This is a genomic window from Dactylosporangium sp. NPDC048998 (assembly GCF_043197855.1).
Lineage (GTDB): Bacteria > Actinomycetota > Actinomycetes > Mycobacteriales > Micromonosporaceae > Dactylosporangium.
The window spans coordinates 488,833-513,063 of record NZ_JBICTV010000002.1 but is presented as its reverse complement, the minus strand read 5'-3'; the positions used below and the strand labels follow the sequence as shown (position 1 = coordinate 513,063).

Genomic DNA, 24,231 nt, shown 5'->3' with positions numbered 1-24,231 from the left:
CTAGAGGTCCTGCAAGATCCGCAGCGCTCGCGACACGTTGTGCATGGTGCTGGTGTCCGCCACCGCCACGCGCTCGGTGAACCAGCGCTTCAGCGGCGAGGAGAGCCGGTCGGGCATCACCACGAGGTCGTCGAGCTCGACCGCGAGCGGCGAGTCGCGCAGCTCCTCGGCATCGGTGACCTCGGCGACGATGACCACGGGAACGTCGGTGCTGTTGAACACGTCCGAGCTGATGATCAGACCGAGCCGCTCACGGGCACCTTTGATGAGCCACACTTCACCGCGACGCACGCCGTCCACGGTATAGCTCGGCGTTCACGAGCGCGATCTCCTCCTCGTCGGCGAGTGCGGCGGCGTCGAGATCGATCTTCGCGCGGCGCACCGCCTCGGCGTGGGCGGAGAAGATCTCGCGCAGGGCGCGTTCCTGGGCGGCGCGGTCGATCCACGCGCTCAGCGACACGCCGTCGCGCTCGGCCCAGCGGCGCGCGTCGGCGATGGTCTGGTCGGAGAAGGAGAGTGTCACCTTCGTCGTCATAGCAGATATGGTACCAGCAGGTCATCCAATCGGTATGACCATCGGTCATACCCAGTGCATGACCCAGTGGTGGCCCCCCAGGCCCTCCGGGTCGGTGAGCTCCGCCGCCGCGGAGGAGCGCGAGAGCGCGCGCACGTATCCGGCCGGGTCCGAGGAGGCGAGGCTCAGCGGCGGGCGGGCGCCGTCGACGCCGAGCAGCCGGAGGGCGTCGCGCTGCAGCAGCGTGGGGGAGCCGAGCGAGTCCAGGGCCACCGAGACGGTGAGGTCGCAGGAGCCGTCGGGCACGGGCGGCACCTCGCGGCCGGCGCGGAAGCCGGTCAGCGTGCCGAAGAGCGGCCGGGCGCCGGCGAAGTGGCCGTAGTCGACGGCGAGGGCCAGGCCGTGCTCGACCGCGGCCGTCGCGCCCGCCCAGGCCTCGTCCCGGGGCGCGCCGATCTCCGCCCGGGCGCCCGGCGGGGCGTTGTCGAGGGGCCACCACCGGTCCAGCCAGGCCGCGTCGGCGTCGCGCAGCGGCGCGTCGCCGAGCGACTCCGTGCCGTCGGCGGAGATCTCGACGTACCGCGGCCGAAAATGCGCGTCGAGCTCGACGATGTCGACCGGGACGTTGTCCAGCCATTCGGTGGCGACCAGGAGCCCGGCGACGCCGGAGGGCAGGGCCGAGGTCCACCCGATCGTGGACGGCAGTTCACCCGGTCGGGGCGCCTTCTCGACCCCGACGGCGCGGACCCGCTCGCGCACCTCGGCCGGCAGCGCGGCCAGCACGCCGGTGAGCAGCTCGCCCCGGCCGGCGCCGACGTCGACCAGGTCGAGGCGCGCCGGGTTGTCCAGCGCGTCGTCGATGCGGCGCAGCAGGGTGGCGATCGCGCCGGCGAACAGGGGCGACGCGTGCGCGCTGGTGCGGAAGTGGTCCGCGGGGCGGGAGCGGACGAAGAAGCCCTCGGGGCCGTAGAGTGCCGCCTCCATCGCCTGTCGCCAGCGCCTCACAGGAACACTCTGCCCTCGCCCCGGTAGGTCGGCACCACGTCCACGATCCTCTCGCCCTGCACGAGGTGTACCTCGTTGACGTGCTCACACAGCTCGCCGGCCTTGGAGTGGCGGAAGTACACCCGGTCGCCCACCCGCAGGCCGGCGGCGCCCGGGCCGACGAGGGGCGTCTGGACCTCGCCGGCGCCCTCGGTCCCGATGAGCCTGAGGCCCTCCGGCAGCCAGGGCCGGGGCTGGCGGGTCGGCGAGGTCTCGCCGGAGGCGATCCAGCCGCCGCCGAGGGCGGTCGCGGTGGTGGCGTCGGGCCGGCGCACCACGGCGAGGGCGAAGAACGCGGCGGGCTCGGGGCGCCATGTGCGGTACCCGTCGAAGAGCCACGGCCCGAAGAGCCCGGAGCCGGCGGCGACCTCGGTCACGGCCGGGTCGGCGGCGGTCGCGGCGACGCTGCCGGTGCCGCCGCCGTTGACGAACTCGAGGTCGGCGTGGCGGCGCACCTCGGCCACGACCGCGGCCCGGCGGGCCAGCAGCTCCGCCATCGAGCGCGTCTGGATCGCGCGGATGAGCGCGCCGCGCACGGGCCGCCCGGGCGGGGCGTCGCCGAGGCCGGCGATCTGTGCCTCGTACGACATCAGGCCGACCAGCTGGAAGCCCGGCCGGGCGGCGACGGCGGCGGCCAGCGCACCGGCCTGGCCCGGGCTGTGCACGGGCGAGCGCCGCACGCCGATGTGGACGCCGGACACCGGGCGCCAGGACGCGTCGAGGTCGATGCAGACGCGCACCGGCGCGGCGCGGCGTGTGGCGGGCACCAGGGCGTCGACGAGGTCGAGCTGGTCGGTGCCGTCGACCATGACGGTGATCGTGCGGGCCAGCTGCTCGTCGGTGGCGAGCCGGCGCAGCGCGGCCCGGTCGGCGGTGGGGTAGGCGACCAGGACGTCGCCGGCGGTGTCGTGCCCGGCCAGCCAGATCGCCTCCGGAAGGGTGAATGCCATGATGCCGCGCCAGCCGGGGTGCGCCAGGGTGCGGTCGATGAGCGCGCGGACCCGCACGGACTTGCTCGGCACGCGCAGCGGCTTGCCGGCCGCCCGGGCGACGAGGGCCGCGCTGTTGGCGTCGAAGGCATCGAGGTCCACGATCGCGAACGGCGGATCAAGATCGGCGGTGGCCCGGTCGTAACGGGTCCGCCGAGCGGCACGGGAGCTGGGCACGCCTCACCGTACCGAGACGGCAGAGAATATGAAAGAACCTCGCGTAAGCGGCGGCGCTTCCGGAATTGTCGGGGGTGACCTGTAGCGTGAGACCGGAGAAAGGGGGTGCCGCCATCGCCAGCAGCGATCTCTCCGGTGTCGGCGGACTTCAGGCCGTACTGCGCATCCGGGCCTTCCGCCGGCTCTGGGCGGTGCTGGGCCTGTCGTCCCTCGGCGACTGGCTCGGCCTGCTCGCCGCCTCGACGTTCGCCGCCTCGCAGGTGTCCAACGACGCGGCGAAGGGCCTGGCGTTCGGCTCAGTCATCGCCGTGCGCCTGCTCCCCGCGCTGATCCTCGGCCCGGTGGCCGGCGTCTTCGCCGACCGGTTCGACCGGCGCTACACGATGGTCGTCTGCGACCTCCTGCGCTTCACATTTTTCGCCTCCATCCCGGCCGCCGCGCTGATCATCAGCGACGGGGCGCTGGTCGTGGCCTGGACCGCGGTCGCCACGTTCGTCATCGAGACCGTCGCGATGATCTGGACGCCGGCGAAGGAGGCGGCGGTGCCCAACCTGCTGCCCCGCGCCCGGCTGGAGACGGCCAACCAGCTCACGCTGGCCACGACGTATGGCATCACCCCGGTCGCCGCCGCGCTGGTGCTCATCGGCCTGCAGTGGCTGGTGCTGGGGGTGTTCGGCCACGACGAGCCGGCGTGGGCCGCGCCGAGCACCGTGGCGCTGTGGTTCAACGCGCTGACGTTCCTGGCCACCGCGCTCACCGTGTTCTTCGGCATCCGGGAGATCAGCGGCCGGCGCACCGCGAGCGTGGAGCGCAAGCCCGGCATGATCCGCGAGTTCGTCCAGGGCTGGGCGTTCGTCAGCAAGACCCCGCTGGTCCGCGGCCTGGTGCTGGGCATCTTCGGCGCCTTCGCCGGCGGCGGCGTGGTCGTCGGCACCGCGAGCTTCTACGCAGTGTCGCTCAGCGCCGGCAACGCCGCGTTCTACCTGCTCTTCGCCGTGCTGTTCCTCGGCCTCGGCCTCGGCATCGCGGCCGGGCCGCGCCTGGTCGGCGAGCTGTCGCGGCGCCGCTGGTTCGGCCTGTCGATCATCCTGGCCGCCGGCTCCGTGATCATCCTGGCCCTGGCCACCCACCTCTCGATCGCCGTGGGCGGGGGGCTCCTGGTCGGCGTCGGCGCCGGCATGGCATTCCTGTCCGGCACCACGCTGCTCGGCGGCGAGGTCGCCGACGACATGCGCGGCCGCGCCTTCGCCTTCGTCCAGATGGGCACCCGCGTGGTGCTCATGCTCACCATCTCCCTTTCCAGCGTCATCGTGGGCGCCGGCGGCACCCGCAAGATCGACCTGGGCTTCTACGACTTCGAGGTCTCCAGCACCCGGCCGCTGCTCGCGATCGCCGGCATCCTGGGAGTGTTCGCCGGCAGCTTCGCGCTGCGCCAGATGGACGACAAGAAGGGTGTGCCGATCCTCGCCGACCTCATCGGCTCGGTCCGCGGCCGCCCGCTCAGCCCCGCCGAGCCCAAGGCGGCGCAGGGCCTTTTCATCGTCTTCGAGGGCGGCGAGGGTGTCGGCAAGTCGACGCAGGTCGCCCGGCTCGCCGAGGCGCTGCGCCGGATCGGCCGCGACGTCGTGGTCACCCACGAGCCCGGCGCCACCCCGGTCGGCTCGAACATCCGCAGCCTGGTGCTGGACCGCCCGGACGACGGCGGCGAGGTGGTGACGCCGCGGGCCGAGGCGCTGCTCTACGCGGCCGACCGCGCGCACCACGTGGCCTCCGTTGTGCGGCCGGCGCTGGCCCGCGGCGCGGTGGTCATCAGCGACCGGTACGTCGACTCGTCCCTCGCCTACCAGGGCGCCGGCCGCACCCTGCCGGTCGACGAGGTCTCCTGGCTGTCGAAGTGGGCGACCGGCGGCCTCAAGCCCGACCTGGTCGTGCTGCTCGACCTGGACCCGGCGGTCGGCCTGTCCCGGGCCGGCAAGCGCGGCGACGCGGACCGGCTGGAGAGCGAGTCGCTCGCGTTCCACGAGCGGGTGCGGTATGCGTTCCTCGACCTGGCGTCGGCGGATCCGAGCCGCTACCTGGTGCTCGACGCCACCAACCCGATCGACGCGCTGGCGGCCGGCATCCTGCAGCGGGTGCGCCACCTGATCCCGGAGGCCGAGTCGTCGATCGATTCGGTACTGCACGACGCCGCCGAGGTCGCCACCGCCCTCACCGGCGACGACGTCCCGAACGGCAAGGCGTCCGGCGGGTCCGGTCAGTCCGACTTACCTGACATGTCCGGGTCGTCCGACAAGGGCTCGCGGGTATGACCCCGCCGATCTTCGACGAGCTGATCGGGCAGCCCGACGCCGTCGCCACGCTGTCGCGCGCCGTGGAGGCCGCCGACGCGATCGTGCGCGGCGAGGTGCCCGACGCGTCGGGGCAGCAGGCGATGACCCACGCGTGGCTGTTCACCGGGCCGCCGGGGTCCGGCCGATCGGTCGCCGCCCGCACGTTCGCGGCGGCGCTGCAGTGCCCCGACGGCGGCTGCGGCACCTGCCAGGCCTGTCACACGGCGCTCGCCGGCACCCACGCCGACGTGCGGTTCGTGGTGCCGGAGGGGCTGTCCATCGCCGTTGGTGAGATGCGCGCGCTGGTGCTGCGCGCGGCCAGCTCGCCGACCCAGGGCCGCTGGCAGGTGCTGCTGGTCGAGGACGCCGACCGGCTCACCGAGGCGGCCGGCAACGCGCTGCTCAAGGCCGTCGAGGAGCCCCCGCCACGCACGGTGTTCCTGCTGTGCACGCCGAGCACCCACCCCGACGACATCTCAGTGACGATCCGCTCCCGCTGCCGGGTGGTGCCGCTGCGCCAGCCGCCGGCCGATGCCGTCGCCGCCGTACTGCACCGCCGCGACGGCATCGACGAGGCGACCGCCGCCTGGGCGGCCGCCGCCTCGCAGGGCCACGTCGGGCGCGCCCGCCGGCTGGCCCGCGATCCGCAGGCGCGGACCCGGCGCGACGCCGTGCTGGCCGTGCCGCGCCGGCTGACCGGCATCGGCGCCGCCTTCGACGCCGCGAGCGCGCTCATCGAGGCCGCCGAGGCCGAGGCGGCCGCCTCCGTCGTCGAGATCGACGCCAAGGAGCGCTCCGCCCTCGAGACCGCCCTCGGCGCCGGCGGCACCGGCAAGGGCGCGGCCGGCGCCGCCCGCGGCTCGGCCGGCCAGCTCAAGGACCTCGAGCGCCGGCAGAAGTCCCGCGCGACCCGGGCTCAGCGCGACTCGCTCGACCGCGCCCTGGTCGACCTGGCCGGCTTCTACCGCGACGTGCTGGTCCACTCGTTCGACGCCGGCGTCGGCCCGATCCACGGCGACGTGGACGAGCTCGCCGACGCCGCCGCCGAGAAGTGGGCCCCGGAGAGCACCCTGCGCCGGCTGGAGGCCGTCCTGGAGTGCCGGGTGGCCATCGAGACCAACGTCAAACCGCGCATCGCCGTCGAGGCGATGATGCTGGCCCTGTGGCGCGGGTAGTTATCCACAGGGGCTGATTCGGTCTTCCGCGGTGACCGGCGGGTGCCGTACGGTCACCCAGGGAGGTTGCATGGGGCGTGAGATCGACGAGGCGTGGATCGAGGAGGCGGTCGAGCGCTACCGCCGCATCGAGGCCCTGCACGCCGAGTTCGACAAGGCGGTGAAGACCGTCGAGGTGACCGTCCACTCGGCTGACGGGCTGGTCGAAGTGCTGGTCACCGCCGATGGCACGATCCGCGACGTCCGCATCGACGGCCCGCTGCACAACCGGACGGGCGAGGCCTTGTCGCGCTCCGTCCGCGAGGCGGTCACCGCCGCCGCGGACGCCGCGGCCTGGGCCCGCAAGAAGCTGCACGCTGAGACGTTCGGCGACTATCGCTCACTGCAATGACGATCCGCGCGGCCGTCCTCGGCACACGGCTCGGCGCGCCACGACGGGGGGTGTGAGGTGCCACTGCGTGATCTGGCCGGTCGGCCCCGTCCGGCGCGGGCCGCTCGCCCTGCTTCCGGTCGCTGCGCCGCTTTCGGTTCTCGCCTGGGTTTAGGTCTTGGCCGTGGCTTCGGTCCTCGCCTCGGCTCCGGTTCCGGCGTGGGCGCGAGTTCGGCGTGGCCGGCTGCGGGCCGGGGTCGGCGTGGTGTGGTTCGGGTCGAGGCGGCGGGGGCGTAGATGCGGCTGGAGGACCTTGCGCACCGGCTGGACTCGGCCGGGGATGAGCTCGCCGGCGCGAGCACCACGCTCAGTCTCGTGGATCCCGGGGCTCGCGCGCTCGGCGCCGACGGGGCCGGAGGGCTGGCGCGGGCCGGGCGCGACCTACACCGGCTGCTCGCGACCGCGTTGACCGCGCGGGGCACCGAGGCCGCGGCGCACGGGGCGCGGCTCGCCGAGACGGCGCACGCGCTGCGGCAGGTCGCGGCCGGGTATCGCGGCGCCGAGGAAGACTCGCGGGTGGTGCCATGACCACTCCGGTGCCTCATCGAGCCAGACTGGGCGGCGCCTGGTCCGGGCCGGTCCGTGCGAAGCCTTATCGAGCCAGTCATCGGAAAACGCGGCTCTTGCGTCATGTCCCGGGCGGGCGTAGCGAGGAGCGGGCATGACCGATGCGCTCGATCGGCTGGCCGAGGTCGGGGACGACCTGTTCCGGCGGGTCGGTGACGTGCTGGCCGGCGGGGGGCTGCCGGCGGACGGGTCGCTCCGGGAACTCCTGCGGCGCGTCGGGGCGCTGCCGGATGAGGTGCTCGAGCACGCGCTGCGGCTCGACGTCGACGGGCTGCGCGCCGCGGCGCTGGAGTTGCGTGGGGTGGCCGGGCGGTTCGGGGAGCTGCCGGGGCGGCTGGAGGCCGACATCGGGCGGAGTGCCTGGGAGGGCGGGGGCGCCGAGGCGTTCGGGATCGTGTGGGGCGCCCTGGCGGCGCACATCGGCGAGGAGGGCGAGCCCGCCACGATCACCGGGCGGCTGGCCGCCACCGCCGCATACCTCGACGCGCTCGCGTCCTGGGCGGCCGGATTCCGGTACGAGCTCGCCGAGGCCATCGCGCGGGTCGCCACCTCGGCCGAGGCGGTCACGGTGCTGACCGCGCGGGGCGAGCCGGTCGGCGACAGGACCGAGGTCGCCGCGGCGGCGGGCCGCATCGCCGGGCGGGTGCTGCAGACGGCCGCCGACGCGCTCGACGCCGCCGACGAGCTGCACGGCCGGTGGGCGGGGCGGCTGGCCGAGCTCGAGTACGAGCCGCCGAGGGTGCCGAGCGGGCCGGCCGTCATCTCCGGGGTCACCCGCGTCAACCTGTGATTCCGTCGGGTGCCTTCGGCACCCGACGGAATCCGGAGGCACCCGCGTCGACCGGTGGCGTCGGCCGATCCGGGCACTCGCGTCGAGCGGCGGCGGGGTGCCTCAGCGGATCTGGATCGGGTCGTCGATGAGGTGGAGCTCCATGGCGTGGGCGGGCTCGAACCATGGGGTGTCGGGGGCGGCCGCCGGGCGGGCGTGCCAGCGGTGGGCCGTGCGGCGCACGCCGATCGGGTAGATGGTCAGGCCGCCGTCGGCCGTGAAGTGCATTCGCAGGAAGCCCTTGTATCCGGTGATGCCCTGCGCCGCGAACAGCTCGTTCACGTTCACGTCGAATCTCGACGCGATGACGAGGTAGACGGCGAAGAGTTCGCCGGCGGCGATCGCGGACAACGGGAGGTACAGGATGATGGAAAGGAGCAGGGGCAGCGGCCAGGCCAGGCCGACGAGCGGCAGGCTCAGCCAGGCCCACGTGCCGAGCGCGGCCAGGCCGACGAACGCGACGCCGTGCGACAGGCCCAGCAGCCAGTGGCGCGGCCTTCGCTGGCCGGCGGCGCGGGGCATGGCGAGCAGGCAGGTGCCGAGCACGTCCAGGACGACCATCAGCACGGCCGGCACGGTCACCAGGCGCTGCTCGACGCCGGAGACGACCCGGTCGGCGGCGTTGACGAGCGCGAGCATGGTCAGCGTCTGCAGCAGGCCCAGCAGACCCAGGAACATCGGGTTGCGCCACGGCAGGCGCCAGAAGACGCCCAGGGCCAGGCCGCGTGACTGGGGCTTGGTGGGGAAGGTGCGGCGCAGGTCGTACGTGCGCGAGGGCGAGGCGTTGCGCACCAGCGAGCGCACCGGCGGCACCGAGATCTGCTCCGGCAGCTCGTGGGTCGGGTAGAGGTAGGCGCCGCCCCCGCCGCTGGTGATGAGCTCCCGCTCCCGCCGGGAGTACCGCGCATAGTGATGCAGATCACCCGAGATCATCAGCCGCACGTCGGCGCCGGTGGGCGCGACGATCGTGCGGACGAAGTAGTCGAGGCTGTCGTACGCCTTGTGGTCGTCGGTCGACTCCACCCAGCTCGGCGACGGCGGGCAGATGATGACCCGGTCGCCCGGGCCCATCCGGGCGGCGACGGACCGGAAGTACCGAAGCTGCGGATCGTCGATGTAGGCGCCCGGCTGCACGTCCAGCCCGAGCAGCCACCATCGGTTGGGCAGCTCGACGGCGAAGTATGAGCGCGACTGCCGGGTCTGCCAGCCCCCGACCGTGCCCTCGTCGCCGCGGACGAACAGCCGCAGGAAGGCGGTCAGGCCGTCGTACCAGTCGTGGTTGCCCGGCACCGCATACAGCCTCGGCTGCGGTCCCTCGCGCGGCCGCTCCGGCAACGCGGCGCGGAACGGCCCCTTGAAGCGGTCCTCGTACTGCTGCCCGCTCGCCGTCGGATAGACCTGGTCCCCGCCGAGCACCAGCACCTCGCCCCGCGGCAGCTCGTGGCCGTCGACGGTCAGCGAGGGCTGCGCGAGCAGGTATGCGACGGAGTAGGTGGCGTTGAACCCGTCGCCGGTGTCGGCGGCGTAATCGACCCAGAGCTCGCCGCCGTCGGGCCACTCGTCGTCGTTCACCTCCCCGGCGTAGCCGGCGCTCTCGCGCAGGATCCGGGAGGGGAGGGCGTCCTGCAGCTCGCGCTTGTCGAGGTACGCGCCGAACAGGTCGGCCAGCAGCACCCGCACGGCGGTCCCGCTCAGCAGCACCGGGCTCAGCCACGGCACCGCGCGGCGCGGCGTGAACCCCATCTGGTCCGGGTCGAGCGCGGTCGGGCGCCCGCCGACCGGCATGGGCGCGCCCTCGTCCTCCTGCGGCAGCGGCAGCAGCGGCTCGCCCGGCTCGGCGGTCAGCTCACCTGGGGCGGGCGGCATATCGTCGGGCATCACGGGCCGGACGTTACCCCCGCGCGGGGCAACGGGGAAACCCCTCGCGCGCCCCCCGGGTTCGTGCCGTACACTGGTTCACCGTTGCCGCCTTAGCTCAGTCGGCAGAGCGATTCACTCGTAATGAATAGGTCGACGGTTCGATTCCGTCAGGCGGCTCCAGGGCAACGCCCTGGCCAGGGGACACCTGGCCAGGGCGTTGACTTTTTCTCGATGAGGCCCCCGACCTCCGGTCAACGGTTGTGGCGGTCAGGTTCGCCGTCCGCCCGATCGGTCCAATACTGCCCGTTTTATTCTATTCTGAGCCTTCTGTACTTGATTGGCAGGCGCGGGACGCCTATGCCTCGTCGAGGTACGGGCGCACCGCGTCGGCGACCTTCTGGTTCTTGAGATACTTGGCGACCTTGTGAAAGTCGAACACGTCGATCGACGTCTCCAGGTCCTCGTCGATGCCGTTGAAGCTCTTGCCCAGCCAGCGGGGCACCGCGATGATGTCGCCCGGGTCGGCGACGTTGATCCAGCGGGCGACGGACGGCGGGCGGCTACCGCGGCCGTCGACCGGCTCGGGCGCGAGCCTCGGGAAGATCACTCCGGGCAGGCCCAGCGGTGAGCCGAGCGTCACCAGGAGCGGCACGGGCACGTCCGGGTTCTGCCACAGCGTCTCGTAGGCGACGACCGAGCCCATCGAGTGTGCGATGACGACCGAGGGCCGGACCCGCCGCAGGGTGTCCGCCACGGTGTCGCGGACCTGTTGCCGCGGGCCGGGGTGGGCCGGGTCGAAGTACACCTTGATCTCGTTGAGCACGATGGTCACGAACAGTGCGACGAGTTCGGTGTCGAGGTTGCAGCGGCGGGCCATGCCGCTGATGATCTGGCGCACCGGCTTGAGCACGAGGGCCTCGCGTACCTCTTCGCGCGGGTTCAGCGCCAGGTCCCACCGGGCGAGCCAGTCGCGCTGCTCGTCGTCGAGGGTCTCGGGGTCCGGCGCCGCCTGGCGGTGACCGCGGCGCAGAAGATGGGCGTAGTAGGCGACGTCCACCCGGGCCGGCGGCGCCACGCCCAGCGATTGGGCCAGGCCGTTGGTCCACGCGTCGCTCTTGAGCGCCGCCGCCTCCTGCGGAGTGCGCCCCTCGAGATGGTTCCAGACGCCGTGCACGCCGACGATTCCTGCCATGTCAAACCCCCTGGTCGTGGTTGGAGAGGTCGTACACGAACACCTCCGCGCCGGCGTGGACGACCGCTCGCATCGTGCGCGGCCCGCCCCGGAACACCCACAGGTCCTGCACCGGCCCGGGTACCTCGAATCCGTCGATCTCCTGGTAGGCGCGGAGGTTGACCAGGCGCACCCAGCCGTCGCGCCCGCCGGTGAGCATGAGCTCCGAGTCGAGGGGCAGGACCGCGAGCGCGGTGACCCGGCCGTCGTGGAGCGTGACGACCCGCGGCTCCCCGTCGTCGTGCCGGACGAGCAGCGCGCCGTTCGCCGTGGGCTCCACCGTTACGATCCGGCCGTCGACCACGGTGGTGACCGTCGGGACCCGGCGCTCCTCAGGCGTGGCGAGGCCGCCGCGGGCCGGCCCGGCCAGCGCGACGCCGGTGTCCGGGTCCCAGTAGCCGACCGTCGCGTCGCCGGTCGTGCGCCGCAGGACCAGTTGCGGCCCGGCCGGCAACCAGTCGAGCCGGCGCGTCTCGCCGGTGGAGCGGATCACGATCTGCGTCGGGCGGCCGGGGCCGATCCGCGCGATCGTGACGCGGTCGCCGATCGCGGCGGCGACGGCGACGGCGTCGTCGCGCGGCGCGGCGGCGACCGGGCGGCGGGCCCGGACCGCGACGGCCGGGGGCGCATCGGCGTGCGGCGCCGCCGCGGCGAGGAGCGTGACCGGCGCCCCGGTCGAGAATCCGGGCGTGGCCGGGAGCCCCGTGGCCGGGTCGAAGGCCCGGACGGACCCGTCTTGGCCACCGCCGACGATCACCGGGCGGCCATCGAGCGTCGCGGCGCACGTCGCGGTGATCTTGCCGGCTGCGACCCCGGCGGTCCACGACTCCGCCGTGTCGCCGAACGGGTCCCAGGCCAGCAGGCGCTCGCCGAACGCCGCGGCCACCATCGGCTCGGCGCCCTCGACGGTGAGGAGATGGCGGCCGTTGCGCGGGATCGCAACGGTGGACACGAGCGCGCCGTCGCCGAGGTGGTACGTCCGGAAGCGGTCGTCGGTGCCGAGGACGGCGAGGAAGCAGGCCCCCTGCCGCGACACGATCACCGCGTCCGTACCCACGAGCGCGCCGAGCTTCTCGTGGCGCCGCCCGCGCGCGAGGTCCCACACGCCCACGGTCCGGCCCACGGTGACCGCCAAGACCGCACCCGCCGGGGCGGCGAGCAGCAGCCGCCGGACGGGTTCGCCGCAGTCCAGCAGCGGCGCGAACCGGTTTCCGTCCGCGTACCAGGACTCGACCGCCCCGCCGCTGACGGCCGCGGCCACGACCGTCCGGCCGTCCGGGCCCGCGACCGCGGCGACCGCGCGGACCTGCTCCCGGCACTCGAGATCCCGGGCGGGGCCGGACGGCAGCGCGATCATGCAGACCCGGGCGGCGCTTCCGGTCAGCAGCACCGGCCGCTCGCCGAGGCTGACCGTGGCCAGCGCCGTGACCGGCGCCGAGGCCGCGGCGGGCGGCCACGGGTGCCGGCCGCCGGTGCGCAGGTCGTAGGCGACGGGTGGGCCCAGGCCCGACGCCGTGATGACCGCCGCGGCGTTCTCGCCCTCGTCCGGCACCGGATCCGGGCGCTCGGCCGGGGCCAGCCAGCGCGGTCGCCAGGACAGCGGCGGTTCGCCGGGCAGTTCCGCGATGGCGTCGGCAAGCCCGGGCCGGCCGCTGCGCAGCGCCTCGACGACGAGCCGGCGGCGCCGGACGTCCGCCGCCATGGCCGGGTCGAGCGCCTCGGACGCGCGCGCGATGCGCAGGCCGACCGCCACCCGATCGTCCCCGGCCGCCCGGCCTTCGAGATCGACACGCGCCCGGACGACGGTCGCGGCGAGCTCGGTGAGGAAGGCGGCGTTTGACATCAGCTCACCGAGCCGCCCGGCGTCGGCGGCGTGGTCGAGCGCGTACTCGCGGGCGTAGGCCGGCGCGTGCCGCCACGAGCGCGGCAGGCGCGGATCGCCGACGGTCCGGTATATCGCCTCCAGCCCGCTTCCGGCGGGCGAGTCCGCCCGCAGGACGTCGGCGAGCCGCCGATAGCGCAGCCGGAAGGCCCGGCCGTCGGGCGTGTCGGTGACAACGAGGTACCGGTCGAGGTCGGCGAGGGCCGCGGTCAGGTCGTCCCAGGGGAGCTCGGCCGGCGCAACGCGCCCGCCCGGCATGAACGCGGCCGCGGCCGGGCGCAGCATCGCGAGCGGCATGCCGTCGCCGTGCGCCCAGGCCAGCGCGCGGAACAGCGGCACGAGCCAGTCGGCATGCCGCGCGCGCCGGCGCAGTTCCAGGTCGAACACCCGGGTCACGTCGCGCGACGCGGCCAGACCGGCGCGGACGGCGTCCTCGGGGTCCGCCGGCTGCTCGCCCGCTTCCAGCGCGTGCGCGGCGTGGACGCCCGCGGCCAGGTGGGCGCCGAGCAGGTCCGGCTCGCCGGCATCGCCGCAGACCGCCTGGGCGACGCCGAGCGCGAAGTCGCCCCACCGCTCGCCCCGGCCGGCGGCCCGGCCGAGCCGCACCACATACTCCCGCAGCGAGGCCAGCATGATCGGATGGCTCGCCGCCAGGTCGAGGTCGGTGAGGGACCCCGTTCGGCGGGCCCGATCGATGATCCCGGTCGCCGCCTCGCCGGTCCCGGTTCCGACGAGCAGCCGGCACATCGGGCCGCCGGCCGCGGCGCCGTGGCCGGCCAGCGGCTCGATGATCTCGGCCACGACGGCGGCCGGGTCGAGCGCCTTGTCGAGCCCGTCAAGCACCAGGACCGGTGGCGGCCCGGACGAGGTCAGCAACGCGGAGCGCAGCGCCGGCACCCGCCCGTCGTGGTCGGTGCCGAAGAGCTGCCGCGCTATTGCTCGAACCGCCCGCTCGAGGCTGCTGCCGGTCAGATCGACGGCCGCGAGCCGGCGCACCGGCCAGATGTCCGCGTCGGGAAGGGCGCCCGCCGTCGACCCGTGGAGCCCGGGGTGCGCGGCGCAGACGAAACGGCCGAGCAGCGCCGATTTGCCGATGCCGGACCGCCCGGTGACGACATGTATCGCCGTACCGCCCGACAGCCACGCGGACAGGACCGCGAGCTCGCCGGCGCGGCCCACGAAAATGCCCTCTTCCGTCAATTCGAGCGCATCGCCCGGAAGGCCCCACGCCGCACGGACGAAAGGCCACAGATGATGTCCACGACGAACCGGACCGGCATTTCCCGTGGGCTCGGCCGAAACGACGGCAGGCGGGATGAACGGCGCCGGAAAGAATGGCGCGGAACCCAGGTCGCGGGCCATTGAGATCGGCGTGGCGACGATATTCTGCGGATCTGATCCGTCCTCGTCCGCCAATCGGTCGACCTCTTGGGCCACCAATCGAGCGATGCGATCGATCGGCACGTACTCGTCCCCGGCGGACAGCCCCAGCTCCGGCCGCCCGGCGGCCGCGGCGCCGAGCACCCGCACGAGCGCGTCGGTGAGGCGCGCGTTGTAGGCGCTCTCCCGGCCGGTGGATGCGCAGATGGCGTGCGCCTTGGACGCGACGTGCAGCTCGCCGAGGCGCCAGCCGTCGTTGAGCGCCTGCCCGGCGAAGCACAGGTCGAGCAGGAACAGCACGTGCGGGCGCTCCAGGTGGCTGCGGAAGGCGGTGGTGCCGGCCTCCGCCCGGGTCAGCCAGGCCCGGGCCTCCGCGTCGAGGCGGCGCTGTTGGTCGCGGCCGATCACGTAGAGGCCGCCGGTGTGATCGTCGACCTGGCCGTGGGCCAGCACGTAAACGATCACGACGTCGTCGGCCGTGTGACCCTCGAGCTCCGCCTCGACCGCGGCGGCGATTCCCGCGGTGGTCGTGCTCAGCGGGACCTTGGTGGTGTACCCGAAGTCCTTCAAGAGCGTGCGAAGCTCGCTGACCTTCGCCGCGAAGGGCAGCTGCTGGAGACTGCGCAGCTCAAGTTCGCCGTCGCTGTCCAGCGCCTCTTCGAAGGCCTCGACGTGCACCATCAGAGCGGTCCTCATCGAGGGAAATGATGCGGCCCGCACGAACCGGAACGCGTCGCCCGACCGGCCGGTCGGGCCCCTACCGACGGGCAGTAGGTCCCGTCGACCGGCACCGATGAGTGCACTTCAGTAGGGTGCTACGGAATTGGGTACTCAATTAATGTCGCGACCATTCCACAATTCGTCGGCAAAGGCGTGGTCATGGCCCAGTTCACGACGATCGCGCGCGAGTCCCGTCCGCCGCGGTACCCGACGGTCCTCGCATGGTCGTCGGTGGTCGCCGCAGCCGCGTTCGTGTGGCTCTACCCAACAACGGACCACCCCGACTGGCACGTGGCCGGCTGGCTGCTCGGCGGGGTGGGGACGATGGTCTGCCTCGGCTTGTTCCGGCTGACCGATCAACGCCTCCGCCAGCGGCCGAACTACTCGCGGCCGCGCAACAGCGGGGTGTTGCTCTACGTCGCCGTGCTCGCCGGCATCGGGCTGGGCTGTGTCCACGCGTTCCGGGTGGCGCAGTGGTACTTCGGCTGACCGCCCCCGCCGGCCCTGTCCCGGCCGCGCCGCGCCGCTGGGCCACGCTGCTGATGGCGGCCGGGTGTACCGCCGCGCTCGCCCTCGCCGGGCCGGGCCCGGCCCACGCCGAGCCGTCCGGCGGCCTGGCCTCGGTGCAATCGTGCCTGCAACGGCTGGAGCGCCCGGTGCTCGACGTCCTCCTGGTGCTCGACGCTTCCGGCAGCATCAAGGACACGGACCAGCACAACCAGCGCCTGGCCGCGGTACAGATCGCGCTCGACGAACTGGCCCGGCTGGCCCACCCGGCCCAGGCGGGGCAGGTGCCGATCGACGTCGACGTCCAGCGGGCGGTCTTCTCCGGCGGCTTCAGCCCGGTCGGCGGCTGGGAGCGGATCGACGGCGACAGCGGCGCGGCGGCCGCCGCGGCCTTCGGCGCGGTCGAGCTGGCCGGCGACACGAACTACCTGGAGGCGCTGGACCGGGCCCGGGGGGTCCTCGCCGCCCGCGCGGCGCAGGAGTCCCTCGACCGGCCCGCGTGCCAGATGCTCCTCTGGCTCACCGACGGCCGCTACGAGCCGATCGACCCGAGCTTGCCCGGCTTCACGGAGCGGGTCACAGCGGGCACCGAAGCCCTGTGCCGTCCCGGTGGTGTCCTGGAGCAACTGCGCGGTAACGGCGTCACGGTGGTCACGGTCGGCCTGACCACCAAGCTCGTCGAGAAGGACGAGGCGTTTCTCCGCCAGCTCAGCGGCACCGAGCCCGGCTGCGGCCGGACCGACGCCGGCGCTGCGGGGCAGTACCTGCGGGCCGACGACCCCAAGGGGCTGGCCCGGACGTTCCTGCAGATCGCCGTCTTCAAGCACGAAGAGTCCGAGCCCTGCGTGCCGGCCCGCGACGGGTGCACCTTCGACCTGGAGCCGGGGTTGCACCACTTCGCCGCACTGATCGAACCGGGAGCGGCAGGCGCCGCGATCACGCTGCGGCCCCCGGGCGGCGGCGGTGTCACGCTCGGCCGCCCGTCGGGGTCGGCGTCCGCCGCGGGCACGCGGCTGGACTGGCACTGGTACGGCTCCGGCGACCGGGCCCTGGTCGTCCTCCACGGCGAGCTGTCGCGAACCGACACGGCCTGGGCCGGGCGATGGGTCGCGGAGTTCACCAGGGGTGGGCAGGGCGGCGGCTCGGTGTACCTGTACGGCGACGTGACGGTGCGGCTCGACGACGACCTGGTCTTCCGGCGCGACAAGCGGCCGTGGACGTTCACGGTTCACCGGCAGAACGCGGACGGCGACCTGCCGGCCCTGCCCTTGGGCGCCTCGGCGCCGACGATCACCGTCACGGTCGCGTCGCCCGCCGACGGAGCCGGGCCGCAGCCGGCCCAGGACGTGACCGAGAGCCCGGACGGCTGGACGGTGCGGTTCGACCCCCCGCAGCAGTGGCGCGGCAACCGGGTCGACATCAGCGTTCAATTGACGGTGCGGACCGCGTCCGGCATCGACATCAGCCCGTCGCCGGTGCCGGGCCGGGCGACGGTGGTGTCCGCGGTCGCGGTGACGCCCGATCCGCTGCAGTTCCCGGCGATCGAGGGCGCCGGGACCAGCCGGCGCTCGGTGACGATCCGCGGCGCCGACCGCGATCAGTGCGTCTGGATCGAGGGCGGCGGCGCCGACCTCACGACGGTGCCCGAGGTGGATCCGGTGCGGGTCCGCGTAGACGGGCCCGGCGCGAATCGCGAGCAGTGCCTGCCCGTTCCGGCGAACGAGGAGCGCTCACTGCAGCTGACCGCGAGCGCCACCGGCAGCCGCGGCTGGACCGGCCTGAGCCACGGGCAGCTGACCGTGGTGAGCGCGGACGCCGACGGCAAGGTCGAGCGGACCGAGGTCGAGGCCAAGGCACCGCTGGATGCGGCGGCGACCGTCAAGCGCAGCGTCGCGTTGGTGTGGTTCACCATGTCCGCGCTCAGCGCCCTGCCGCTGCTGCTCTTCGCGCTCATCAACATGTTCGTCCTGCCGCGGTTCGACCGGCGCGACCACTGCACGGCGCACTACGAACTGCGTGCCGTCGGCGACCGGCTCGAACGACGGGACGGCCGCCCGTGGCGGCCCAGCGACAAGGACTTCACCGTCGTCAACCACGGTCGCCGCCGGCTCGACGTCGGGCGGATCGCGCTCATCGTGCGCGTGCCGTGGGCCCGCCCCTTCGCCACGCCGGTGGTGACCTTCCGGGCGCGGTCGCGCGGCGAAGTCCAGACTCAGCCGGTCGGCGATCGGCCGCTGGACCTCGTGCTCGCGGCCGGGCCGCAGGCGGGCCTGAACGACGGCGATGCCGCCACGGACGTCGACGTCGCGGTCGTGCTGGACTCCCGCAGCGCGGTCACGCCGGCGGTGGCCGAGCTGATCCGCGAGCAGACCGAACGGGCGGTCGCCGCGCTGCCGCGCCGGCGCGGCGACGCCGTGGCACCGCAGGCGCAAAAGTCCTGACCCTTCTAGCTTCAAGGAGCGATCGCCTTGCAACGCTTTCTGTTCATCGGCGTCGGTGGCTCGGGCGGAGAGACGCTGCGGTACCTGCATCAGGAGCTGACCGCGCGGCTTCGGCGGGTCGGTATCCCCAACATGCCGAGCGGCTGGCAGTTCATGCACGTCGACGCCTCACTGGTCAGCGAGGAGTCGCCGGATCTGCCCGCGCAGCAGCGGCAGATCGCCTACAAGTCCCTGGTCGTACACCGACTCACCTATGGGGTCGTGAGCAGTACGCTGCAGCCGTCAGCGAAATCGCCCGACACCGAGTACGCCGGCTGGCTGCCTCCTTCGAACCAGGTCAACGTATCTGTGCAGCACGGTGCCGGGCAGTTCCGGGCGATCGGGCGGGCCCTGGCGCTCTACCGTAAGGACGTCCTGCACGAAGACCTCAAGATCCTTGCGCAGCGGCTCGACGGCCACGAGGCGCTGGACAGCCTGGCCCGGGTGAACGCGGCCCTGCGCGGCGAGCCCATCAAACCCGAGGATGCCGCGGATCCGATCGTGATCGTGGTGTCCTCACTGGCCGGCGGCACTGGTTCCGGTGCGTTCCTTGACATCTGCGACATCCTGCGATCGCTCGAGCAGACCTGGGCCGGTGACTCCACCGCGCTGCTCTACGCGCCCGACGTGTTCCAGAGCCTCAGCCAGGACAAGCGGCAGGGCATCCAGGCCAACGCGCTCGCCGCGGTGTCGGAGCTGGTAGCCGGTTACTGGAACACCACACACGTCAGCGACGACGCGCTCAAACCCAAGGACGAGTCGGCTCGGCGAGGCCCGGCGCGCTCGCTGCTCGTCGGGTCGGGCAACGAAGCGCTGTCGTTCGAGGAGCAGCGCGAGGTCTTCTCGGCCGTCGGGCGCACGCTCGCGGCCTGGGCCATGAGCCCCGCGATCCAGCAGCAGTACATCGCCTACATCTGGGGCAACTGGCAGCAGGCGGCGACGGGCAAGGATCCGCTGGGGTTGATGGACGGTCAGGTGGAGGCCCCTTTCTCCGCGCTGGGGTACTCCAGCGTCGGCCTCGGCCGGGACACGTTCCACCGCTACGCCGCCCAGTGCCTGGGCCGGCTCGCCGCCGAGCGCCTGCTCTACGGCGCCGGCGGCGCGGCCGTCGACGAGCCGACCCAGGCCAACCAGCGCGGCCAGCGCATCGACCGGGCGTGGCCGCAGTTCGTGGCCGGCCTCGGCCTCGACAGCCAGGGGGAGCGGGTCGCGGGGGCGTTGCTCGACGCCCTTGCCCCGCCGCGCGACACGACGGTGCTGAACGAGCGGGAGGCCATTCGCACGCGGATGCGCGACGCGACGCAGCCCCTGACGTGGTGGCGCGACTTCCTGCGCGCCCGGATCGGCGAGCGCCGGCCCCAGGTCCTGGCGCGCCAGCGCGAGCAGCTCCTCGAGCGGGCAAGCAAGTGGGCCCCGGCGATCGAGGAGCAGCTGGCCGCGAGAATCGAGCAGGTGCTGCTGATCGACGGCCTGCCCGTGGCCGTGGGTCTGGTCGAGCGGCTCCGGGTGTACGTCCGCGACGACCTCGCGCAGGTGCTCGAGGCCGAGGCGATGAGCGACACCGCCGAGGCCGATCGCTACGCCGACGAGATCGACCGGGCACTCGGCGAGGAGCCGCGGCACATGCTGCGCCGCCGCCCGGACCTGTTCGCGGCCAACAACCAGCGGGTCGAGAGCGCCCTGGCCACCGGGGCCGAGGCGGCGCTCGGCCGGGCGGGCGACGCGCAGACCCGCCGGACCGTCGCCGGCCTGCTGCGCGACCTCGACCGGCACCTGCTGGAGCCGCTGGCGGTGGCGCTCGGCCGCGGGCTGGAGCTGCTGCGCCGGGACACGGTGCCCGGCGCGGACGGCCGGCCCTCGGTCGTGTCGCAATGGCCCGCGGAGCCGGCGTTCACCGTGCCGGCCGCGCTGCAACCCACCCCCAACCAGTTCCTCATCGATCCCGTCGAGGGGTACCCGGCCCAGCTCGAGGCCCTGCTGCGCGCCAGCGCGACGGGCGCGGAGGATCCGTGGTACTACTCGCTCAAGCAGGTGCTGCGGGGCGAGGGGTCCGACGAGCGTGCGCTCGACGGCAAGCCCGTGGACCGTCGGCTGGTGGCCCGCCGGCGGGCGTGGCGGCCGGAGTTGGCCCGCGAGTGGAGCAACTCGGCGGAGGCCGAGCAGACCGCGGTCATCGAGGTCCACACGACGGCTGACGTGCTGCTGGAGCGAGCCCTGCGCTGGTGCGGTGACGACCAGCACGCACTCGGCGGCTTCATCCACCAGTCGCTGCAGCGTGCGCTCGGCGGGGAATCGCCGTCGCCCGCGGAGCACGAGCGGCTGGGGCGTTTCGAGTCCGCCTTCACCGCTGCCGTCCGCGCCTCGGCGCCCCTCGTCCGGATCGATCCCGCCTACGCCAAGCTGGTGCCCGGCTACCACCCTCGGCCGCCGCAGCCGCTCATGACGGCCATACCGCTGGCGGAGGGCACGGAGGCGTACCGGGTCGCGATGCGGGTGCTGACGAGCACCGGCGTCTTCACCGACGAGCGCGCCCTGCGCCAGTTCGACGCCGCCGGTCCCGGTCAGATCGAGATGGCGACGTTCCTCGACCGGCCGCACCACCATGCGGCGTTCCAGTCCCTGACCCGGCCGATCCTCGAGGACTGGGACATGCACCGCCGCTCCGGCCGCACGGTGACGTTCTCGCACTGGCGCCGGGCCCGGTCGCTGCCCGGCGCGGTCCCGCTGAACCCGGAGGCGCGGCTGGCCCTGGTACGCGGGTACTTCGTGGCGCTCGCCGACGACGCGCTCGCCGTGCCCCACGACGGGCAGCCGATCAGCGTTCGGCTGGACGACGGGACGACAGCCACCTTCCCGGACCCGCTGCTCGGGCCGCCCGTTGAGCCCGATGACCCCTTCGACTGCCTGGGCGGCCTGCTCGAGTCGCTTCCGCTGGCCTTCGTCGGAGCCACGATCAACGTCATGTGGCTGCGCGCCTATCAGCGCCTCACCGAGATCGGCCGGAAACCCCGGGCCGCGGTCGGTGCCAAGGACCTCGTGCCGGTGCTCAAGGACCTCAAGGAGTACGCCGTGATCAACTACCCGCTGGGCGGGGCGCCGGTCGCGAAGCGGGGCTGGGAGCTGCGCCGGGACATCCACGAGGCCCTGGACCGGCTGCTGTCGGAGTTCGGTGAGCGCCTGTGACCACGCCGACGGCGCCCGACGTGGTGACCGTGTTGTCCGTGGACCCTGGCAACGAGGCCCTCATCGACCTGATCGAGCACTGGACGGCGGCCGGGCTGCTGCATCCGTCGCTGCTCGTCGACGAGTCGCTGCTGTCGGGCCCGCAGGTCGACCCGGAGTCGCTGCGGGTCCGCCAGGTCGACGCCGCCGGTCGCCGCGAGCGGCTGCTGCGGGAGACCATCGGCGCCCGCCGTCTGAGCCTCATGCGCTTCGTCGCGGTCCGCCCGGTCGTCAACGACGACCGTTCCGGTGTGCGCGGCGACCGGCTCAACGCGATCGCGGACGCGTTCGAGTCGACGCTGTCGGAGCGGACCCGTTTCGTGCGCGTCAACCTGGTGATCCCGAGCGTGCCCGGCGTGCAGCGGCTGCCGACGCTGCTGGAGCCGCGCTGGGACGTCAACGTGGTGATCTCGCCGGAGGACCGGCCGAACGACGCCGCGATCGACCACGGCGTGGGCCGGCCCGACGCCTACGCGCCGCACGCCGCGCTCGCCTGCGCCTCGATCGCCGGGCTGTGGAAGCACGTCCCGGCGGCCCCCTTCGACGAGCCGGGCTCGTCACGGATGGTCGGCAACCACCGGCGGGTCGTCATGGCGCGCACCGCGGTCCGGCTCGTCGACAACCGCGACCTGTCCGACGTGGTGATCAACCGGATCGTCCGCGCGGACACGACGGCGCTGCTGGCTCAGGACGCGGTCGACCACGGCAAGGTCCGTGATTCGCGGGCCCTCGTCGAGGAGTCGATGTGGGCGTTCCGGGAGAACGTGGAGAAGCGGCCGTTCGACTTCCATCCGCTGCCGGAGCCGCCGCCGCCGCGGCCGCCGTTGCTGAAGTACACCCGTAAGGGCTTCACCCGCGCGATGCGCCAGCTGGTCCGCCGGCGCGTGGAGGACGCCCTGGCCGGCGTCACCGGCCTGACCGACAAGGCGGTCTCCTGGCTGGCCGGCTCCATCCCGACCTTCGGCAACCTCGACGACTCGTGGAGCCTGCCGAATGTGGCGCCGACGCCGCGGCGGGTGCATCAGATGGCGCAGTCGGCCCCCGGGCTGCTGCCGAGGCGGATTCCCGCGCCGGGCTGGGCGTGGCGGCCGCTGCGGCAGATGTGCTTCGGCCTGGTCGACGGCGGCGGGTTGCCCGATGAGATCGCCGAGATCGTAGGCGGGCGCCAGCCGCGGGTCACCCGCGCGGAGTGGATCGTGCCCTCGCCGACCGACTCGTTCCAGTTCACCACGGCTGAGTCGGAGGCGCTCATCGCCGTCGGCAAGCCGTGCGGCCGGGTGCGGGCGACCGACCTCAACGCCGCCATTCACGTGGGACTCCGCCTCGACCATGCGGTGGGAGTGGCCGCCGCGCCACCGCCGGACCCGGACGACGACGACCAGCTCATCGCTGCTGCGCCGCCTCCGCTCGACCCCGCGATCCTCGACACGCTGCAGGCCTGCCGCAAACGGTTCCGGAAGTGGGACAGCCGCTCGCGGTCCCTGTCGCTCATCGGCCAGCTGACCAACCACGTCAACAGCGAGCTGCTCAAGGCCAAGGAGGACCTCGAGCAGCGGGCCCGCGAGTACCAGGAGACCGAGGAGGACCGCGCGCGGGTCCATCGGCTGATGAACGAGTCGTACGGCACGGTGCGCAACGGCCGGCGGTGGCTGCTCCCGTCGGCGAGCGGGTCCGGGGTCGCCGCCGCCGGCTCGCTCTTCCTGCCGTGGAGCATCAGCTGGGCGCTGGCGGCGGTGCTCGCGCTTCCGGCGCTCGTGCTCGGCCTGTGGTGGGGCGCCCGCATGTTCCGCTACCTGGCCCGGGAGATCCGTCTCGAGCACAGGCTCATCCTGATCGAGGCGCGCCGGAAGGCGATCGTCGACGCCGTGCAGCGCTGGCCCGCCGAGGCCGACCGGTTGGCGACCGTCTACGACGTCCTGACCGACTGGGGCGAGATCATCGGCTGGATGCTGCACAAGCCGTTCGGCAGCGGCGACGAGGCGTTCGCCGCCGAGGCGCTCGACACCACGCGGCTGCCGCAGGCGTTCCAGCTCGCCCAGGCCACTCAGGTGGACGCGGTCATTGACCGGCTCGTGCGCCGGATGGCCGACCAGGCCTTCCCGCCGGCCTGGCTGACCGTGCTGTACACCGAGCTGCAGCTGCAGTTCCTGGGCGAGCATGCCCTGGGCGCCGAGAACGACCCCGACTATTCGCCGACCCTGGACCCCGATGACGAGGACACCCAGGCCGTCCCCCGGCCGCCGGGCGGCCGGCCGGGTTCGCCGGTGGCCGAGCCCTTCGGTGAGTATGCCGACATCTACGAGAAGCCGCCGATCCACAACGCCCGCGCTCGGCTCATCCGGCACTTCCGAGACGAGGAGTGCGGCTTCCTGGCCCGCCGCTTGATGGCCGCGCGGATCCGCCAGTTCCTGCGCCGGCTGCCGGTGCAGGAACTGGCGGAGAAGGTGACCATCCAGCGTGGCGACGACCCCGAGCCGGAGGTCGTCGCGATCCGGGACTTCCTGCAGAGCGTCCTGCCGATGTCCGTCGGGGGCCTGCTGAGTCCCGCGCTGTCCATGCCGGCGTTCACGCTCGCCGGCTTGGCGCGGGAGAAGAGCAGCGTCGATAGCGTGCAGCTGTGGTGCCCGGAGTCCTTCGACCTGACCGACGAGAACGCCGTCGATCCGCGCGTCGTCGTCATACCCGACCGGTCGGCGGCCTCGGCGGGGGAGGGCGCCGAGCGGCACCTCGTCCAGGTGACCCGGCTCGACCTGTCCGACGACTGCGTGCCCGACGACATCCGGATCCTGGCCGAGCCCGAACCGGACCCGGCGGCTCACGGCATGGGGTAAGCGCAGGGCGACGCCGGCCGCGCCGGCGCGGTACGCGTACACCCTCGGCTCGTCCAGCAGCAC

General features: G+C 73.5%; 16 protein-coding genes and 1 tRNA gene. 10 read left to right on the top strand and 7 right to left on the bottom strand.

All coding sequences use genetic code 11. The features are described from left to right. The 4 genes from ACGFI8_RS06420 to ACGFI8_RS06405 are packed head-to-tail and all read right to left on the bottom strand — an operon-like array spanning position 1 to position 2,724. A complete protein-coding gene (locus ACGFI8_RS06420) occupies positions 1-291 on the bottom strand; it encodes a type II toxin-antitoxin system PemK/MazF family toxin (RefSeq protein ID WP_392800765.1) in 291 nt (96 codons plus the stop codon). After that, the gene (locus ACGFI8_RS06415; RefSeq protein WP_392800762.1) at positions 278-535 is read right to left on the bottom strand and encodes a DUF6364 family protein; all 258 of its coding nucleotides are present in this window, start codon (positions 533-535) and stop codon (positions 278-280) included. Before ACGFI8_RS06415 ends, ACGFI8_RS06420 begins: the two co-directional genes overlap by 14 nt. Before the next feature lie 45 nt (positions 536-580). Beyond that, positions 581-1,498: an SAM-dependent methyltransferase gene (locus ACGFI8_RS06410; RefSeq protein WP_392801248.1), complete on the bottom strand. Its 918-nt coding sequence runs from the start codon at positions 1,496-1,498 to the stop codon at positions 581-583. A gap of 17 nt (positions 1,499-1,515) precedes the next feature. Next, positions 1,516-2,724, bottom strand: coding sequence for an amino acid deaminase/aldolase (locus ACGFI8_RS06405; protein ID WP_392800759.1), 1,209 nt, complete (start codon positions 2,722-2,724; stop codon positions 1,516-1,518). Between the two features lie 191 nt (positions 2,725-2,915). Between ACGFI8_RS06405 and tmk the strand changes: the two genes are divergently transcribed. The 5 genes from tmk (at position 2,916) to ACGFI8_RS06380 (ending at position 8,016) form a co-directional block, all read left to right on the top strand. After that, positions 2,916-5,033 (top strand): dTMP kinase, encoded by a 2,118-nt coding sequence (gene tmk / locus ACGFI8_RS06400; RefSeq protein ID WP_392801245.1) that lies wholly within the window; start codon positions 2,916-2,918, stop codon positions 5,031-5,033. After that, positions 5,030-6,229, top strand: coding sequence for a DNA polymerase III subunit delta' (locus ACGFI8_RS06395; RefSeq protein WP_392800756.1), 1,200 nt, complete (start codon positions 5,030-5,032; stop codon positions 6,227-6,229). The genes tmk and ACGFI8_RS06395 overlap by 4 nt, the downstream gene beginning before the upstream one ends. Before the next feature lie 70 nt (positions 6,230-6,299). After that, a complete protein-coding gene (locus tag ACGFI8_RS06390; protein WP_392800753.1) occupies positions 6,300-6,620 on the top strand; it encodes a YbaB/EbfC family nucleoid-associated protein in 321 nt (106 codons plus the stop codon). Positions 6,621-6,896: 276 nt separating this feature from the next. Next, positions 6,897-7,187, top strand: a complete 291-nt coding sequence (locus tag ACGFI8_RS06385) for a hypothetical protein (RefSeq protein ID WP_392800751.1) — start codon at positions 6,897-6,899, stop codon at positions 7,185-7,187. A 133-nt stretch (positions 7,188-7,320) separates the two neighbouring features. Further along, positions 7,321-8,016, top strand: a complete 696-nt coding sequence (locus ACGFI8_RS06380) for a hypothetical protein (protein WP_392800748.1) — start codon at positions 7,321-7,323, stop codon at positions 8,014-8,016. Between the two features lie 102 nt (positions 8,017-8,118). On the opposite strand, the gene ACGFI8_RS06375 is transcribed toward ACGFI8_RS06380, so the two are convergent. After that, positions 8,119-9,933 carry a metallophosphoesterase family protein gene (locus ACGFI8_RS06375; RefSeq protein ID WP_392801243.1) on the bottom strand — a complete coding sequence of 605 codons (1,815 nt, stop codon included), beginning with the start codon at positions 9,931-9,933 and terminating at the stop codon, positions 8,119-8,121. A gap of 86 nt (positions 9,934-10,019) precedes the next feature. On the opposite strand from ACGFI8_RS06375, the gene ACGFI8_RS06370 reads away from it, so the two are divergent. Next, positions 10,020-10,095: transfer RNA gene (locus tag ACGFI8_RS06370), tRNA-Thr, on the top strand. 175 nt (positions 10,096-10,270) lie between these two features. Here the strand turns inward: ACGFI8_RS06370 and ACGFI8_RS06365 are convergent. Then, on the bottom strand, positions 10,271-11,107 hold the full coding sequence (locus tag ACGFI8_RS06365) for a hypothetical protein (RefSeq protein ID WP_392800745.1): 837 nt from the start codon (positions 11,105-11,107) through the stop codon (positions 10,271-10,273). Position 11,108: 1 nt separating this feature from the next. After that, positions 11,109-15,104, bottom strand: coding sequence for a hypothetical protein (locus ACGFI8_RS06360; RefSeq protein ID WP_392800744.1), 3,996 nt, complete (start codon positions 15,102-15,104; stop codon positions 11,109-11,111). Between the two features lie 183 nt (positions 15,105-15,287). Between ACGFI8_RS06360 and ACGFI8_RS06355 the strand changes: the two genes are divergently transcribed. The 4 genes from ACGFI8_RS06355 to ACGFI8_RS06340 are packed head-to-tail and all read left to right on the top strand — an operon-like array spanning position 15,288 to position 24,168. Further along, complete coding sequence (locus tag ACGFI8_RS06355; protein ID WP_392800742.1) at positions 15,288-15,617, top strand: hypothetical protein; 330 nt, start codon at positions 15,288-15,290, stop codon at positions 15,615-15,617. Next, positions 15,602-18,076 carry a hypothetical protein gene (locus tag ACGFI8_RS06350; protein ID WP_392800739.1) on the top strand — a complete coding sequence of 825 codons (2,475 nt, stop codon included), beginning with the start codon at positions 15,602-15,604 and terminating at the stop codon, positions 18,074-18,076. Before ACGFI8_RS06355 ends, ACGFI8_RS06350 begins: the two co-directional genes overlap by 16 nt. A 27-nt stretch (positions 18,077-18,103) precedes the next feature. Beyond that, on the top strand, positions 18,104-21,298 hold the full coding sequence (locus ACGFI8_RS06345) for a tubulin-like doman-containing protein (RefSeq protein WP_392800737.1): 3,195 nt from the start codon (positions 18,104-18,106) through the stop codon (positions 21,296-21,298). Continuing rightward, a complete protein-coding gene (locus ACGFI8_RS06340; protein WP_392800735.1) occupies positions 21,295-24,168 on the top strand; it encodes a hypothetical protein in 2,874 nt (957 codons plus the stop codon). The genes ACGFI8_RS06345 and ACGFI8_RS06340 overlap by 4 nt, the downstream gene beginning before the upstream one ends. Positions 24,169-24,231: the final 63 nt, after the last annotated feature.